The organism is Streptomyces mobaraensis, assembly GCF_020099395.1.
GTDB lineage: Bacteria > Actinomycetota > Actinomycetes > Streptomycetales > Streptomycetaceae > Streptomyces.
In genome coordinates this window covers 4,645,901-4,661,107 of sequence record NZ_CP083590.1, presented here as the reverse complement: position 1 = coordinate 4,661,107, position 15,207 = coordinate 4,645,901, and the positions used below count along the sequence as shown (strand labels likewise).

12 protein-coding genes are annotated in these 15,207 nt (G+C 72.5%); 3 read left to right on the top strand and 9 right to left on the bottom strand.

Going from position 1 to position 15,207, the window contains the following annotated elements:
- Positions 1–88: 88 nt before the first annotated feature.
- A complete protein-coding gene (locus K7I03_RS20340; RefSeq protein WP_185944159.1) occupies positions 89–592 on the bottom strand; it encodes a DUF6912 family protein in 504 nt (167 codons plus the stop codon).
- A 255-nt stretch (positions 593–847) separates the two neighbouring features.
- Here K7I03_RS20340 and K7I03_RS20335 point away from each other — a divergent pair, with 255 nt between their 5' ends.
- Positions 848–1,288: an Rv3235 family protein gene (locus K7I03_RS20335; RefSeq protein ID WP_185944158.1), complete on the top strand. Its 441-nt coding sequence runs from the start codon at positions 848–850 to the stop codon at positions 1,286–1,288.
- 107 nt (positions 1,289–1,395) lie between these two features.
- Here K7I03_RS20335 and secA read toward each other — a convergent pair whose 3' ends face one another.
- Positions 1,396–4,218 (bottom strand): preprotein translocase subunit SecA, encoded by a 2,823-nt coding sequence (secA, locus tag K7I03_RS20330; RefSeq protein ID WP_185944157.1) that lies wholly within the window; start codon positions 4,216–4,218, stop codon positions 1,396–1,398.
- A 324-nt stretch (positions 4,219–4,542) separates the two neighbouring features.
- Between secA and K7I03_RS20325 the strand changes: the two genes are divergently transcribed.
- Both K7I03_RS20325 and K7I03_RS20320 read left to right on the top strand, forming a co-directional pair.
- On the top strand, positions 4,543–5,148 hold the full coding sequence (locus tag K7I03_RS20325) for a GNAT family N-acetyltransferase (protein WP_185944156.1): 606 nt from the start codon (positions 4,543–4,545) through the stop codon (positions 5,146–5,148).
- A 39-nt stretch (positions 5,149–5,187) separates the two neighbouring features.
- Entirely contained in the window at positions 5,188–6,411 is a 1,224-nt protein-coding gene (locus K7I03_RS20320) for a winged helix-turn-helix domain-containing protein (RefSeq protein WP_185944155.1), read from the top strand.
- Positions 6,412–6,423: 12 nt separating this feature from the next.
- On the opposite strand, the gene K7I03_RS20315 is transcribed toward K7I03_RS20320, so the two are convergent.
- The 7 genes from K7I03_RS20315 to mtnA form a co-directional block, all read right to left on the bottom strand.
- Positions 6,424–7,176, bottom strand: coding sequence for a response regulator (locus tag K7I03_RS20315; protein WP_004946877.1), 753 nt, complete (start codon positions 7,174–7,176; stop codon positions 6,424–6,426).
- 261 nt (positions 7,177–7,437) lie between these two features.
- The gene (gene hpf, locus K7I03_RS20310) at positions 7,438–8,124 is read right to left on the bottom strand and encodes a ribosome hibernation-promoting factor, HPF/YfiA family (RefSeq protein ID WP_185944154.1); all 687 of its coding nucleotides are present in this window, start codon (positions 8,122–8,124) and stop codon (positions 7,438–7,440) included.
- Positions 8,125–8,561: 437 nt separating this feature from the next.
- Positions 8,562–9,320 carry a ComF family protein gene (locus tag K7I03_RS20305; RefSeq protein WP_185944153.1) on the bottom strand — a complete coding sequence of 253 codons (759 nt, stop codon included), beginning with the start codon at positions 9,318–9,320 and terminating at the stop codon, positions 8,562–8,564.
- A gap of 223 nt (positions 9,321–9,543) precedes the next feature.
- On the bottom strand, positions 9,544–11,364 hold the full coding sequence (locus K7I03_RS20300; RefSeq protein ID WP_185944152.1) for an LpqB family beta-propeller domain-containing protein: 1,821 nt from the start codon (positions 11,362–11,364) through the stop codon (positions 9,544–9,546).
- The gene (gene mtrB, locus K7I03_RS20295) at positions 11,361–13,367 is read right to left on the bottom strand and encodes an MtrAB system histidine kinase MtrB (protein WP_398857584.1); all 2,007 of its coding nucleotides are present in this window, start codon (positions 13,365–13,367) and stop codon (positions 11,361–11,363) included. The genes K7I03_RS20300 and mtrB overlap by 4 nt, the downstream gene beginning before the upstream one ends.
- 1 nt (position 13,368) lies before the next feature.
- Complete coding sequence (gene mtrA / locus K7I03_RS20290; RefSeq protein WP_004946863.1) at positions 13,369–14,046, bottom strand: two-component system response regulator MtrA; 678 nt, start codon at positions 14,044–14,046, stop codon at positions 13,369–13,371.
- Positions 14,043–15,200: an S-methyl-5-thioribose-1-phosphate isomerase gene (gene mtnA, locus K7I03_RS20285; RefSeq protein WP_185944151.1), complete on the bottom strand. Its 1,158-nt coding sequence runs from the start codon at positions 15,198–15,200 to the stop codon at positions 14,043–14,045. Before mtnA ends, mtrA begins: the two co-directional genes overlap by 4 nt.
- Between the last annotated feature and the right edge of the window lie 7 nt (positions 15,201–15,207).

The window sequence follows — 15,207 nt, the reverse complement described above, 5'->3', positions numbered from 1 at the left end:
GACCGTACCGGCCCCCACTGACAACGCCCCGGGCCCCCCGTCCGACCTGGGCGGACGCTCCTCGGACCAGGCCGGCTCAGAGGCCGGCTCAGATCAGGTTGGGGATCTCCTGCACGCCGAACCACATCAGCTCGTGGTCCTCCGCGCCGTCCACCGTGAATCGGGCGTCCTCGTCGCCCTGGTCGGCCGCGCCCAGCGCCGCCGCGGCGGCCGCGACGTCCGCCTCGGCGTCGTCCGCGTCCACGTGCACGGCCGCGGCCTTCGCCAGCGGCACCGGCCGGGACAGCCGCACCTCCCCGAGCGCCGACTCGTCGAGCCCCCGGTCCGGGTCCACGGCGGCCTCCCGGTCCGGAACGTCGACCGCGACGACCACCCGGCGCCGCGGCGCCTGCGGGTCGGTGGCGATCCGCCGGAGCGACGCCTGCGCGGCGCGCCCGAGCGCCGCGTACTCCAGCTCCTCCATGTCGTCGGAGACGTACCACTCGCGCAGCGCGGGGGTGACGGCGTAGGCGTCGAACGGGGCCGGGCCGAGCTCGCCCGTCCGGTGCGCCTCGGCGAGACCGGGGAGGGTCAGAGGGACGTAGACGCGCATGTCCGCCGCTTTCCGGAGTACCTGTGGATGGGTGCGCTGCCAGCATACGGGGGCGTGCCGGACCGGGGTGCGTCCCCCTTCGAAGTGCCGGGCGCCGGTCGACCGGTACCCGGTCCCTGCCCGGCCCACGGTCGCGACCTGCGGAAACCGCGAACCTCTCACCCGGATAGGTGAACCGCCCCCGGCCGCCGGAGGTCCTTGCCGGGCCCGTCCGCGCGCCGGTAGAAGATCCCCGACCGAAGGGGGCGAACAGCGTTGAACAGGACCACCGGACCGGGCCGGGACACCGCCCGGCGCACCGCACCACCGCGGCGGACGGACACCCGCCGCCCGGGCGCCGTCCCGGCCGCCCGGCAGCTCCGCGCGGGCATCCCGCGCTACTGGTTCGCCGAACAGCTCCTGCTCACCCTGAGCGGGCAGCGCCCGGTGCACCGCATGCTCGGCTACACCCTGCCCGCCGCCTACGACCTGCTCGTCGAGCTCGCGCCACGGGCGCCCCTGCGCCCGCCGGCCCCCGGCGGCGGAACCCCGGTCGTGCACCGCTGCGACCAGTTCCAGCCACGCCCCGGCGTGATCGAGGCGTACGCGCGGATCGGCTCCGGCGACCGGGTGCGGGCCCTGGCCTTCCGGCTGGAGCAGGGCACGGACCGCCGTTGGCGGTGCTCCGCCGTGGAGCTGGGCGGCGCCCGGGCCTGAGCGCGCCGGAGGGGCGGGACGCACCGGCGTCCCGCCCCTCCTCACGACCTGTCAGGTCGCTTCTCGCGAAGCCTCACTCCTTGCGAAGCCTCACTTCTCGCGAAGCCTCACTTCTTGCGACGCCGGCCACCGCCGCCGTTCCGCTGCGCCTTGCGGCGCTCGGCCCGGGTCATCCCGTCCGCCGCGGAGCGGACCGGACCCTCGTCGTTGGTGAAGTCGCCCTCGACGACGCCGCCCTCGCCGTCCACCGTCGGGGCGGAGAAGTGCAGCCGGTCCGGACGCTGCGGGGCGTCCAGGCCCTTGGCCCGGATCTCCGGACGGGCGGCCGGCACCGCGTCGGCCGGGGCCTTCTCCAGCGAGGGCGCCTCGCCGGCCTGGACCGGGACCTCCTCCAGCTGCTGGTCGACCTGGACCTCCAGGTTGAAGAGGTAGCCGACCGACTCCTCCTTGATGCCCTCCATCATGGCCTGGAACATGTCGAAGCCCTCGCGCTGGTACTCGACCAGCGGGTCCTTCTGGGCCATCGCGCGGAGGCCGATGCCCTCCTGGAGGTAGTCCATCTCGTAGAGGTGCTCACGCCACTTGCGGTCCAGGACCGACAGGACGACGCGGCGCTCCAGCTCGCGCATGATGTCGGAGCCGAGCTGCTCCTCGCGGGCCGCGTACTGCTCGTGGATGTCGTCCTTGACGGACTCGGCGATGAACTCGGCGGTGATGCCCGCGCGGTCGCCGGCCGCCTCCTCCAGCTCCTCGATGGTCACCTTGACCGGGTAGAGCTGCTTGAACGCGCTCCACAGCCGCTCCAGGTCCCACTCCTCCGCGAAGCCCTCGACGGTCTCCTGGCGGATGTAGTCGTCGATGGTGTCGTCCATGAAGTGCTGGATCTGCTCGTGCAGGTCCTCGCCCTCCAGGACGCGCCGGCGCTCGGCGTAGATGACCTCGCGCTGGCGGTTGAGCACCTCGTCGTACTTGAGGACGTTCTTACGGGTCTCGAAGTTCTGCTGCTCGACCTGCGACTGGGCGGAGGCGATGGCCCGGGTGACCATCTTGTTCTCGATCGGCACGTCGTCGGGCACGTTGGCCATGGCCATGACGCGCTCGACCATCTGGGCCTTGAACAGGCGCATCAGGTCGTCGCCGAGGGACAGGTAGAAGCGGGACTCGCCGGGGTCGCCCTGACGGCCGGAACGGCCGCGCAGCTGGTTGTCGATACGGCGCGACTCGTGCCGCTCGGTGCCCAGGACGTAGAGGCCGCCGAGCGCCTTGACCTCCTCGAACTCCGCCTTGACCGCGGCCTCGGCCTTCTCCAGCGCGGCGGGCAGGGCGGCGGCCCACTCCTCGACGTGCTCCACCGGGTCCAGGCCGCGCTGGCGCAGCTCCGCCTCGGCGAGGTCGTCGGGGTTGCCGCCGAGCTTGATGTCGGTACCGCGGCCGGCCATGTTGGTGGCGACGGTGACGGCGCCCTTGCGGCCGGCCTGCGCGACGATCTGCGCCTCGCGCTCGTGGTGCTTGGCGTTGAGGACCTCGTGCGGGATGCCGCGCTTGGAGAGCTGCTGGGAGAGGTACTCCGACTTCTCCACCGAGGTGGTGCCGACGAGGATCGGCTGGCCCTTGGCGTGCTTCTCGGCGATGTCCTCGACGACGGCGTCGAACTTCGCGACCTCGGTGCGGTAGATCAGGTCCGACTGGTCCTTGCGCTGCATCGGACGGTTCGTGGGGATCGGCACCACGCCGAGCTTGTAGATCTGGTGGAACTCGGCGGCCTCGGTCATGGCCGTACCGGTCATGCCGGAAAGCTTGTTGTAGAGGCGGAAGAAGTTTTGCAGGGTGATCGTGGCGAGCGTCTGGTTCTCGTCCTTGATGTCCACCCCTTCCTTCGCCTCGATCGCCTGGTGCATGCCCTCGTTGTAGCGGCGGCCGGCGAGGATACGGCCGGTGTGCTCGTCGACGATCATGACTTCGCCGTCCATGACGACGTAGTCCTTGTCCTTCTTGAACAGTTCCTTCGCCTTGATGGCGTTGTTGAGATACCCGACGAGCGGCGTGTTGACCGATTCGTAGAGGTTGTCGATGCCCAGCCAGTCCTCGACCTTGGTGACACCGGCCTCGTGGATGCCGACCGTGCGCTTCTTCTCGTCGACCTCGTAGTCGCCGGTCTCCTCGATGCCCTTCTGCGGGTTGGCCGGCTCGCCGCGCTTCAGCCGGGTGACCAGCTTGGCGAAGTCGCCGTACCACTTGGTGGCCTGGTCGGCCGGGCCCGAGATGATCAGCGGGGTACGGGCCTCGTCGACGAGGATCGAGTCGACCTCGTCGACGATCGCGAAGTTGTGCCCGCGCTGCACGAGCTCGTCCTGCGACCACGCCATGTTGTCGCGCAGGTAGTCGAAGCCGAACTCGTTGTTCGTGCCGTACGTGATGTCGCAGCTGTACATCTCGCGGCGCTGGGCCGGCGTCATGTTGGCCAGGATGCAGCCGACCGACAGACCCAGGAACTTGTGGACCCGGCCCATCATTTCGGAGTCGCGCTCGGCGAGGTAGTCGTTGACGGTGATCAGGTGCACACCGTCGCCGGAGAGCGCGTTCAGATAGGCGGGCAGCGTGCCGACGAGGGTCTTGCCCTCACCGGTCTTCATCTCCGCCACGTATCCGAGGTGCAGCGCGGCGCCGCCCATGAGCTGGACGTCGTAGTGGCGCTGGCCGAGCACGCGCTTGGCCGCCTCGCGGACGGTCGCGAACGCCTCGGGGAGCAGGTCGTCGAGGCTCTCGCCGTCGGCGTACCGCTGCCTGTACTCCTCGGTCAGGGCGCGCAGCTCGGCGTCGGAGAGGGTGAGGAAGTCCTCTTCGATGGAATTGACCTGGTCCGCGATGCGGTGCAGCTTGCGCAGGATCTTGCCTTCTCCTGCACGCATGATCTTGCCGAAGACGGACACGTAGGCTGACTCCTTGCCGGTCGGGCCTGGCACTGGCTGTCCCCCGCCACCGGCGGGGAGAGGGTGCGCGGGCACGACGGGACAGTCCCCGCCGCAACGGCCATCGTAAGCGAGGACCCCACCGCGCCGGGAGGTCCGTCATCGCGGAGGCCGGGGATCACCCGCACGGTGAACGCACGGGGTGCCCGCGAGGTGCCCGACGGGGGTAACCGGGATGCGGAATGTTGTCTTCCGGTTATTCGTGTGACGCCCGGACGGCGCCTCCGCCGCGAAATCTCCCGGCCCCCGCGACACGGTGGCACCCACCCACCAGACTCTCGGATCATGGAACCGACATCCCTCACCACCGAGCGCCTGCTCCTGCGCCCCTTCACTCCGGACGACATCCCGGCCGTGCACGCCGCCTGCCAGGACCCCGCGATCCCGCGCTACACCCCCGTCCCCTCCCCGTACACGCTCGACGACGCCCGGCTCTTCGTCGAGGAGCGTTGCCCTGCGGGCTGGCGCGACGACACCGCTTACACGTTCGGGGTCTTCACCCGGGACGACGGCCGGCTCGTCGGCTCGATGTCCCTGATACAGCTCAAACTGGCCGCCCCCGAACGGCAGGCCGAGATCGGCTACTGGACCGCCAAGGAGCGGCGCGGCCGCGGCTACACCGTCGAGGCGGCCCGCGAGACCGTCCGGTGGGCGTTCCAGGACCTCGGCGCCGAACGGCTGGAGTGGATCGCGGAGGCCGGGAACGAGGGCTCCCGGGCGGTCGCGACGAAGGTCGGGTTCCGGCTGGACGGCACGGTCCGCGCCCTGATCCCGCACAACGGAACGCGCCGCGACGCCTGGACGGGCACGCTGCTCCCGTCGGACCTGGGCCTGCCGTCCGCGACCCCCTACCTGCCGTATCCCCGCCGGGAACGCCCCGCCGAGGACTGACCGAGGGGCGTTGTCAGTGCCACACCCTAGGGTGATCGCATGACAACTGCCGCCACCGCGAAGGGCCGTAGGGCCGACATCAGCCTCTCCGCCGACGAGGCGCGCCGCATCGCGCTGCGCGCCCAGGGCCTGCTCGGCGCACCGGACCGGCGGGCCGGGGTGCGCGGGGTGCTGCGGCGGCTGGGCGCCGTCCAGTTGGACACCATCTCGGTACTGGCCCGCTCGCACGAGCTGGTCCCCTACGCGCGGCTGGGCGCCGTGGGCCGGGACGCGGTGGAGTCCGCCTACTGGACGCCACGGCCGGCCGGTGGCGCGGCGGAACCGCCGCACGGCTTCGAGTACTGGTCGCACGCCGCGTGCGTGCTGCCCATCGAGGAGTGGCCCCTCTTCGCGTTCCGGCGGCGGGCGTTCCGGGAACGCGGCCACCGCTGGCACATCATGGCGGACGCGGAGCGCTCCTGCGCCGCCGTACGCGACCGCCTGCTGGCCGACGGGCCGCTCACCGCGACCGAGTTGGGCGGCGCCAAGAAGGGCGGGCCGTGGTGGGACTGGTCCGAGACGAAGATCGCCGTCGAGTGGCTGCTCGACACCGGAGAGGTGGTCTGCACCGAACGGCGCGGCTGGAAGCGGGTGTACGACCTGGCGGAACGCGCGGTGCCGGACGCCCTCTTCCACGACGGCCTGGACGACGCGGCGTGCATACGGCGGCTGGTCGCCCAGGCCGGGGCGGCCATGGGGGTGGCCACCCGGGCGGACCTGGCGGTCTACCACCGCCTCAAGGCCGAGCAGGTGGACGCGGCGCTGGAGGGCTCCGGCCTGGTCCCGGTGGACGTGGCCGGATGGACCGCACCCGCCTGGGCGGACCCGGCGGCACTGGACGCGGAGTCGACGGCCCGGGGGCAGCGGCACCGTACGACGCTGCTGTCCCCCTTCGACTCACTGATCTGGGACCGGCCGCGCACCGAGCGGATCTTCGGCTTCACGCACCGCCTGGAGGCATACGTCCCCAAGGCCAAGCGCGTGCACGGCTACTTCGCGATGCCCCTGCTGACGGGCGGCCGGCTGGCGGGCCGGGTGGACCCGGCCCGGGAGGGACGGACGCTGGTGGCCCGCCAGGTCTCGCTCGCCGGAGCGGGGGCGGTGGCACCGATGGCCCGGGCCCTGCGCGAGGCGGCCGAGTGGGTCGGCTGCGACGACGTCCGTGTGGAGCGCTGCGACGACGCACGGCTGGGGCAGGCACTGCGCACCGCGCTCACGGCCTGACCGGCCGCCGGGTCAGCGAATCTCCAGGATCTTCTCCCGCATCGCATACACCACCGCCTCCATCCTGGAGTGCAACTGCAGCTTCTCCAGGATGTTGCGCACGTGGTTCTTCACCGTGTTCTCGCTGATGAACAACTCCTTCGCGATATCACGGTTGTTCATGCCGGTGGCCACCAGCTTGAGCACTTCCAGCTCACGGTCGGTCAGCCGGGGCGCGGGCACCAGCCGGCGCTCGTCGGTGCGCTGGATCATGGACTTGAACTCGGTGAGGAGCTTGGACGCCATGGAGGGGCTGATCTGCGACTGCCCGTCGGCGACCGCCCGGATCGCGGTGGCGACCTCGTCGGTGGAGATCTCCTTGAGAAGGTAGCCGGTGGCGCCCGCCTTGATCGCGTCGTAGAGGTCGGCCTCCTCGTCGCTGATCGTCAGCATGATGATCTTGGCGCTGGGGGCCACCTCCTTGATGGAGGTGCACGCCTCGATACCCCCGCGCCGCGGCATCCGCACGTCCATCAGCACGATGTCCGGCAGCAGGTCGGCGGCCTTGTCCACGGCCTCGGCCCCGTCACCCGCCTCGCCCACGACGAGGATGTCCTCCTCGTGTGCCAGCACGATCTCCAGCCCACGGCGGAAGAGCGCGTGGTCGTCCACGACCAGGACCCGGATCGGCTCGCTCCTCGGGGCCGCCCCCGCGACCGGGTCCGTGCGGGCGCCCTCGACGTCGTCCTCGCCGGCGCCGGTCACGGATCCGAACCTGTCCGCCATTGTTCCTCCCCCTGAAGGCCATGGCCCCTCGCGGTTGCACGGTGCGCACCCCAACCGGTCCCGCCGGACCAGCCGTTGCCGCCCGCCCATGATTCCATGCCGGGCCGGACCGCGCTGCCGCCGCGGCCGGGCGCGGGACGCACGACGGAGCCCCGGAAGCCCTCCCGGGCTCCGGGGCGCCGCCTCGGAGGGAACCGCGGACCGGCGGCCGGCGTGGCGTGTCGCGATCACCCGCGGCCGGCGCCGCGCCGCGGCCCGGCATCAGCCGCCGAGCGCTCCGCCGGCACCGCCGGGCTCCACCTCGGCGAAGGGGTCGGCGTTGAGGTGGATGACGCCGTAGTCGTAGGCGTGCCGCCGGTAGACAACACTGGGCATCTTGGTGTCGGAGTCGACGAACAGGTAGAAGTCGTGGCCGACCAACTCCATTTCGTAGAGCGCCTGGTCGAGCGTCATCGGAGCGGCGGTGTGGGTCTTCTCGCGGACCACGACGGGGCCCTCGCCCCGGATCTCCAGCGGCCCCATGCGGGTCACCGGCACCTCGTCCGCGGTCTCCGTGGCCAGCCGGCCACTGTCGTCGAGGCGCGCGGCGCCGTCGACGGCGACCCCGACCCCGCTCGCCGGGATGCGTCCGTTGCCCCGGCGGTCGAGACGCTTGTCGTGCTGCTTGCGCAGCCGCGCTTCCAGCTTGGCCGTGGCCAGGTCCAGCGCGGCGTAGGGATCCGTCGCGGCGGCCTCCGCCCGGATCACCGGTCCGCGACCGCGCAGGGTGATCTCGACACGGTCCGAACGGTCCGCCTGCCTGGGGTTGGGCTCCTTGGACACCTCCACGTCGAGGCTGATCACCTTGCCGTCGAGCTTCTGGATCTTGTCGACCTTCAGCTTCTCGGCCACGTGCTTGCGAAAGCGCTCGGGCACCTCTGTCTTGCGGCCCTTGACGACGATGTCCACGCAGAACTCCGTTCCCGGATCGCCCCGCCGAAGGTGCGGAGCGCATCCCTCTTGCATCAGGCCCCGGAGCTGACCGGAGCCACCGACACGGCGGTTCCACCTCCTCCTCCCCCGGCGGCAAGACCTGCGTCCCACCCGGTTCCAGCTTCTTCGAAGGCGCGCAAAACGCGCCATTCGGAGATATGAGTCATAGCTTTCGCCATTCCTCACAACCGAACATATCTCGCGGGGAGGCCCGTCGGTACCCCTTACCCCGCCGTACCTCCATTCAGGTGTTCTCCACCCGTTTCCATGTGGAACGACGGGGCTTACCCGCGAGTTCCGCTTGCCGGTCCTGCGGGCCTCCGCGCCTGGTTGACGTCTGTCCCGCACGAGCGCCCCTCATTCCCCCGAGAGCACCTTCGTCCCCACGCATCCCCGCCATCAGGGCCGGGCCCTCACCACGAGCGCGCGGCGGATCTCCCCGAGCTCCCCGTTCTCCCCCTCCCGGCCTCACGCGGCGGCACCGCGACCACCGCCGCCCCCGCCACCCGGCCGCCCACGGCGCCCACCGCCCGCGCCGCCTCGACCAGCGACGCTCCCGTCGTCATCAGGTCGTCGACCAGCACCACCGCCGCACCGTCGGCCCACAGCCGCGCGGCCCGCGTCGGCACGGCCAGCGCGCCGGCCACATTGGCCCGCCGCCCCCGTCCGTCCAGCCCCACCTGGTCGGCCACCATCCGGCACTGCCGCAGCACGGGCACCGCCCGGACCTCGGCGCCGGACCGCCGCAGCACCCTGGCCGCGGCCACGGCCAGCCGGCGCACCGGATCGTGCCCGCGCCGCGCCACGGCCCGCCGCGCGGAAGGCACCGGGACGAGGAGCAGAGGCGCGCCCAGGCCCCGCGCGCCCCGGCGCGCGCCACCCGTAACGGCCCGGCACACCGCGCCCGCCAGCGCGCCGCCCAGGGCCTCCGTCAGCGCCAGCGCTCCCCGCTCCTTGTGCGCGAGCAGCACCGACCGCACCGCGTCCGCGTACCAGGCCGCGGCGTACACCCGCGGCAGGCCGGCCGGCACCGGATCCGGCCACGCCCGCCGCGCCGAGCGCGCGGACAGCTGCTCCCGGCACTCCTCGCACAGGACACGGCGTGCAGCCCCGCATCCCGCGCAGTCGGCCGGGAGCACCAGCCCGGCGATCTCCTGCCACCACCCCCGCACGGTCTCCACTCTCCCGCCGGGCGACCGGACCCGCCACCCCTGTGGACAACTCCGGACATGGCCACGACACCCTGTGGACAGCTCCACGACACCGCCCGGCAGGCCCGCTCAACCACCCAGCCCGCTCAACCCGGCATGCCGGGCCCGGCCACCCGCGAAAGCCCCTGCAAGGCCCGCAAGGCCCGCAAGGCCCAAGGCCCGGGCCTCCACCCCACCCGGATCCCTACCCCGGGTAGACCGGCGCCGCCCCGTCCTTCGCCACCGGCTTCCAGTTGGTGTCCGGCAGCAGCCGGACGATGTCCCCGTCCCGCTCCGCGAGCAGCGCCGTCGCCCGCCCCTGCCCCTCCGGAGCGGCCACCCCGCCGACACCGGTGATGCCCGGCAGCGCCGAGACGCCGGACAGCGAGCCGTCCGTCTCGATGAACTCCACCTGCTGCAGGCCGCCCTGCTCGTTCCCCGCGACCAGCAGCCGGCTCCCGCCCGCCCAGGAGACGGCGTCCACGCGCACGAAGTTCGGCGCCACCGACCGCAGGTCCTGCACCGACAGCCCCGGCCGCCCGTCGCGGCCCTGCCGTTCCACCCGGCCCAGCCACAGCCCGGAACGGTCCCCCTTGGTCAGCACCAGAGCGATCCGCACCCCGTCCGCCGCTATCCGGACGCCGGTGATCCGGCGGCCGTCCAGCCCGCTCACCGGCACCTCTTCCGGCGCGCCCTTGCCCTCATGCAGCCGGAGCAGCCTCGGGTGCTCGGGGTCCTGGTCGGCCACCCACAGGTCGCCGAGGCCGTCCCAGGTGGGCGTGGTGAGACCCGCCTTGGCGCCGCCGTGCGACGTCAGCCGCGCCTCGCCCGGCTGCGTCCCGTACTCCAGGCCCGCGACGAACAGCGACTGGCCGTTGGCGCTCACCACGGCGGCCAGCCGCTCGTCCCGGTCCACCGCCACCGACCCCAGCCGCGGCCCGTCCGCTCCGAACGGCCCGGCCACCCGCCGCGCCTCGTCCTCGGCGTCGGCCAGCTCGACCACACGGCGCCGGCCGTCGAGGAAGTACTGCCGATAGGGCCGCCCCGCCGTCTGGTCCGGCCCGAAGTCCGCGGCCCGGTCCCGCTTCAGCGAGCACAGCGTCTCGTCACCGCTCTGCAGCGTCACGCTCTCCACCCGCGCCGACTCCTGCGCGGTGTAGAAGAGCTGCGCCGCCATCCGCAGGCACTGCCGCTCCCCGACCCCGGCCGCCTTGCCGTCGAGCCGCACCTTGAGGTTGTTGGAGTCGTCGAGCGACAGCCGCTCGGCCGCCAGCCGCGTCCCCGGCGGGAACGCCGTCGCCGCGACCGGGTCCAGCCACGTCGTCGGCCCGTCCAGCAGCGCCTTCACCGCGGACGTCACCGTGTCTATGCGCTTGCGCAGGTACACAGGGTCGGCGACGAGCACGTCCCGCCCCTTGCCGGCCGCCCCCGGGCCCAGCTCGGCGAAGTAGTACTTGTTGACCGACCGGTAGATGCGCTGGAAATCGGGAACGCCGACCACCAGCCCGGGAGGCAGCGCGTCGATGCGCCACTCCCCGTCCTCGTACGTCAGGTGCACCGACTGCTCGTACGTCCGCGCGTCGGGCTTGTACGCGTGCTTGTCGTCCACCCGCGCGACCTGCTTGCCGGTCAGCTTGACCCGCCGCGACGGCACCGCGCCCGGGTCCCGGTCGCGGCCCCCGGGCACCACCTGCACCTGCGGCATCTCCGCGAGCACCGTCGTCGACGCGGCGGGATCCCACTGCCGCTTGACGGACTTCGCCAGGTACATCCGCGCCGTCGCGTAGTCCGGGTCGTCGCTGGTCGTCGCCTCCAGGAAGCCCTTCACCAGCTCCGTCGGCTGCTCGCCCTTGCGCGGCGGCACACCGTACACCCGCACCTGGGAGTCGGCGTCCGCGCGCTGCGAGGAGTCGACGGCGTGCACCTCGCCGCTGTCCGGCATCGACGCGCAGCCGGCCAGCAGCAGTCCGGTGACGGCCGCCACCGCGGGCAGCGCCACGCGCCACCGGTCGTTCCGCCTCCTCACGGCCGCCTCCGCTCTTGAACACCTTGAACGCGCTGAGCACTTTGAACGCCCTGAGCGCCCTGAACGCCGCCCACCGAACCGTCCGCCGTCGTCCCGCCCGGCCGTGCCACCACCCGCGCCCCGCTCCCCGGCAGCGCGGTCGGGTCCACGGCCGGCGTCTGCCGCGTCTGCGGCGGTACGGGCGCCCCGCGGCCGGCCGCCGCCAGCGGCACCCCGGCCTCGTTCACCCCGCGGTTGCGCCGCGAGTCCGCCGGCTCCAGCGGGATCGGCGAACCGCGCAGCGGCTCCCCCGCCGTACAGGGCAGCGTCAGCCGGAACTGCGAGCCGCCGCCCGGCTCGCCCCACGCCTGGAGCCAGCCGCCGTGCAGCCGCGCGTCCTCCACCGCGATGGACAGCCCGAGGCCCGTCCCGCCGGTCGTCCGGGCCCGCGCCGGATCGGCGCGCCAGAACCGGTTGAACACCCTGGTGGCCTCGCCCGGCTTGAGCCCGACGCCGTAGTCCCGGACGGCCACCGCGACCGCTCCGCCGGCCATCGCCAGCCGGACCACCACGTCCCGCCCCTCACCGTGCTCCACGGCGTTGACGACGAGGTTCCGCAGCACGCGCTCCACCCGCCGGGCGTCCGCCTCCGCGATCACCGGCCGTTCGCCGCCCTCGACGAGCAGCCGGGTGCCCTTCCGCTCCGCCAGCGGCAGCGCGCCCTCGATGACGCGGTGGACGACGTCCCGCAGGTCGATCGGCTCGGCCTCCAGGGCCGCGGCGCCCGCGTCGAACCGGCTGATCTCCAGCAGATCCGCGAGCAGCGACTCGAACCGGTCCAGCTGCCCGAAGAGGAGCTCCGCCGAGCGCGCCGTGACGGGGTCGAAGGTGTCCCGCGCCTCGTGGATGACCTCGGCCGCCATCCGCACGGTCGTCAGCGGCGTCCGCAGCTCGTGCGACACGTCGGAGACGAACCGTCTCTGCATCCGCGACAGCTCCTCCAACTGCTGGATCTTCACCTGGAGGTTCTGCGCCATCTTGTTGAACGACTCGCCCAGCCGCGCGATGTCGTCCTCGCCCGTGACCTTCATCCGCTCCTGGAGCACTCCGGCCGCCAGCCGCTCGGAGATGCTGGCCGCCATCCGCACCGGAGTGACGATCTGCCGCACCACCAGCCACGCGATGGCCCCCAGCAGCACCACCAGGAACACCCCGGCGGTCGCCAGCGTGCCCTTCACCAGGCTCAGCGACTTCTCCTCCTGCGTGAACGGGAAGAGGTAGTACAGCTGATACGGCCTGCCGCTGATGTCGTAGAGGCGCTTGCCGACGACGAGCGCGGGCTCGCCCTCGTCCGAACCGCTGCGCCGGATCGACGTGGGCTCCTCGAAGGCCCCCTGCTTCTCCAGCCGCTTGCGCAGCTCCTGCGGCACGCTGCGCTCGGGATCGATGTCCCCCGAGGCCCGCGGCCCGCGCGTCCCCACGTGCGCCCCGTCGGAACCGCCGTCGCTCAGCGCGACGACGTAGTAGACGCCCTGGCCGCCGCTGGCGAGCTGCTGGACGAGCCCGGTGAGCCAGGCACCCGGGTCCGGGGACCTGACGCCCGTCTGCGGGGCGTCCTGAGCCCGCCCGTCCGCACCGGTCGCCCCGGCGTCGGCGGCGTCCCTGGCGGCCTTGAAGCCGCCCTCGGCCTGGCTCTGCGCCGCGTTCCGCTTGGCCTCCAGCAGGCCGTTGCGCACCTGGCCGATCACTACGATGCCCAGCAGCAGCACCACGCCCAGGGACATCAGCAGCGTGGTGGCGACCACACGCAACTGGATGTTCCGCAGCCACAACCGCATCACCGGCAGCAGCGGACGGCGCACCCAGCGCGCGTAGAGGCGCAGCACCGGGTGGACGGGCGCCGTCGCCGCCCCGTCGGGAAGCAGCCGGCCGGCCCGCCACATCCGCCGGAAGAGGGATACCCCGCCCGCCACCTCGGCGGGCCGCCCCGCGCCCCGCTCCGGAGCGGCACCGCCGTCCGTCATGTCAGCTCGGCCCGGCCTTGTAGCCGACGCCGCGCACGGTCACCACGATCTCCGGGCGCTCGGGGTCCTTCTCGACCTTCGAGCGCAACCGCTGTACGTGCACATTGACCAACCGGGTGTCGGCCGCGTGCCGGTATCCCCACACCTGCTCCAGGAGCACCTCGCGCGTGAACACCTGCCACGGCTTCCGGGCCAGCGCCACCAGCAGGTCGAACTCCAGCGGCGTCAGGGCGATCGCCTGCCCGTCCCGCTTCACGGAGTGGCCCGCCACGTCGATGACGAGGTCGCCGATGGTCAGCTGCTCGGGAGCCGGCTCCTCCGATCTCCGCAGCCGGGCCCTGATCCGGGCCACCAGCTCCTTGGGCTTGAACGGCTTGACGATGTAGTCGTCCGCCCCGGACTCCAGACCGACCACCACGTCGACGGTGTCGCTCTTCGCCGTCAGCATCACGATCGGCACACCGGATTCGGCACGGATCAGCCGGCACACCTCGATACCGTCCCGGCCGGGCAGCATCAGATCAAGCAAAACAAGATCGGGTTTGGCCTCGCGAAAAGCGGCGAGTGCCTTGTCACCGTCGGCTACGAACGACGGCTCGAAACCCTCACCACGAAGCACAATTCCGAGCATCTCGGCCAGTGCGGTGTCGTCGTCGACGACAAGGACGCGTCCCTTCATATCGACATCATCCCATTACCCGATCGTGACCTGTCACACAGCTCCGCCAGACCGGCCTTCGTCACGGGGGAAACAACCCCGTTTTCCGTGACAATCGCGGTCATCAACTCGGGAGGTGTGATGTCGAACGCAGGGTTGTACGCCTGCGCTCCCAGCGGCGCCACCGGCACTCCCGTCCCGGCTCCCACGCCCGCCGCCTGCGGCGGAACAGGGATCTCGGTGACCTCCTGGCCGGGCCGCTGCTCCACTTCGATATCCGCGCCGCCTTCCGTGCCGAGGTCCACCGTCGTGCTCGGCGCCACCACCACGAACGGGATGTGGTGATAGCGGGCCAGCACGGCGAGCGGATAGCTGCCCACCTTGTTGGCCACCGAACCGTCCGCCGCGATCCGGTCCGCGCCCACGAGGACGGCGTCCACCTCCCCGGCGGCGAACAGCGAGCCCGCGGCACTGTCCGTGAGCACCGTGTACGCCATCCCGGCACGGGCCGCCTCGTACGCGGTCAGCCGCGCGCCCTGGAGCAGCGGACGCGTCTCGTCCACCCAGAGCCGCCGCAGCCGCCCCGCGCCGTGCAGGGCCCCGGCGACGGCGAACGCCGTGCCCTGGCCGCCGGAGACCAGGGCTCCGGTGTTGCAGTGGGTCAGGATGCGGTAGCCACCGCCCGGCAGCAGCTCTTCGAGCAGGGCGACCCCGTGCTCGGCCATCCTGGCACTGGCCTCCGCGTCCTCCCGGTGCACCGCCCGCGCCTCCGCCAGCGCGGCCGCCGCGGCGGCCCGCCCGTCACCACGGTCTTTCCGAGCCGCGGCCCGGTGGGCGTCACGCACCCTGGTGACGCCGTACGCGAGGTTGACCGCGGTGGGACGGGCACGGGCCAGCATCTCGGCGGCCTCCTCCACGTCGAACCCGCGCACCGCAGCCAGCGCCACACCGTACGCACCGGCCACTCCCAGCAGCGGAGCCCCACGCACGGCGAGCGTCTGCATGGCGTCGACGAGGGCCGGCACATCCGTGCAGACCAGCTCCACTTCCTCGGCGGGCAGGCGCCGCTGGTCCAGGAGGACGATCACGGGCCCTTCCGGTGGCTCCTCCCAGCGGAGGGGCGGGGTGGCGGAAAGAGCAGCGGCATCCGAAGGTCGCGCGTACTGATCGGCCATTCACCCA

What these genes read in the sequence shown, in the direction of transcription:
- K7I03_RS20320 (WP_185944155.1), top strand. Translation starts at nt 5,188, where the DNA reads ATGACAACTGCCGCCACCGCGAAGGGCCGTAGGGCCGACATCAGCCTC.
- K7I03_RS20340 (WP_185944159.1), bottom strand. Translation starts at nt 592, where the DNA reads ATGCGCGTCTACGTCCCTCTGACCCTCCCCGGTCTCGCCGAGGCGCAC.
- mtrB (WP_398857584.1), bottom strand. Translation starts at nt 13,367, where the DNA reads ATGACGGACGGCGGTGCCGCTCCGGAGCGGGGCGCGGGGCGGCCCGCC.
- K7I03_RS20325 (WP_185944156.1), top strand. Translation starts at nt 4,543, where the DNA reads ATGGAACCGACATCCCTCACCACCGAGCGCCTGCTCCTGCGCCCCTTC.
- mtrA (WP_004946863.1), bottom strand. Translation starts at nt 14,046, where the DNA reads ATGAAGGGACGCGTCCTTGTCGTCGACGACGACACCGCACTGGCCGAG.
- K7I03_RS20315 (WP_004946877.1), bottom strand. Translation starts at nt 7,176, where the DNA reads ATGGCGGACAGGTTCGGATCCGTGACCGGCGCCGGCGAGGACGACGTC.
- mtnA (WP_185944151.1), bottom strand. Translation starts at nt 15,200, where the DNA reads ATGGCCGATCAGTACGCGCGACCTTCGGATGCCGCTGCTCTTTCCGCC.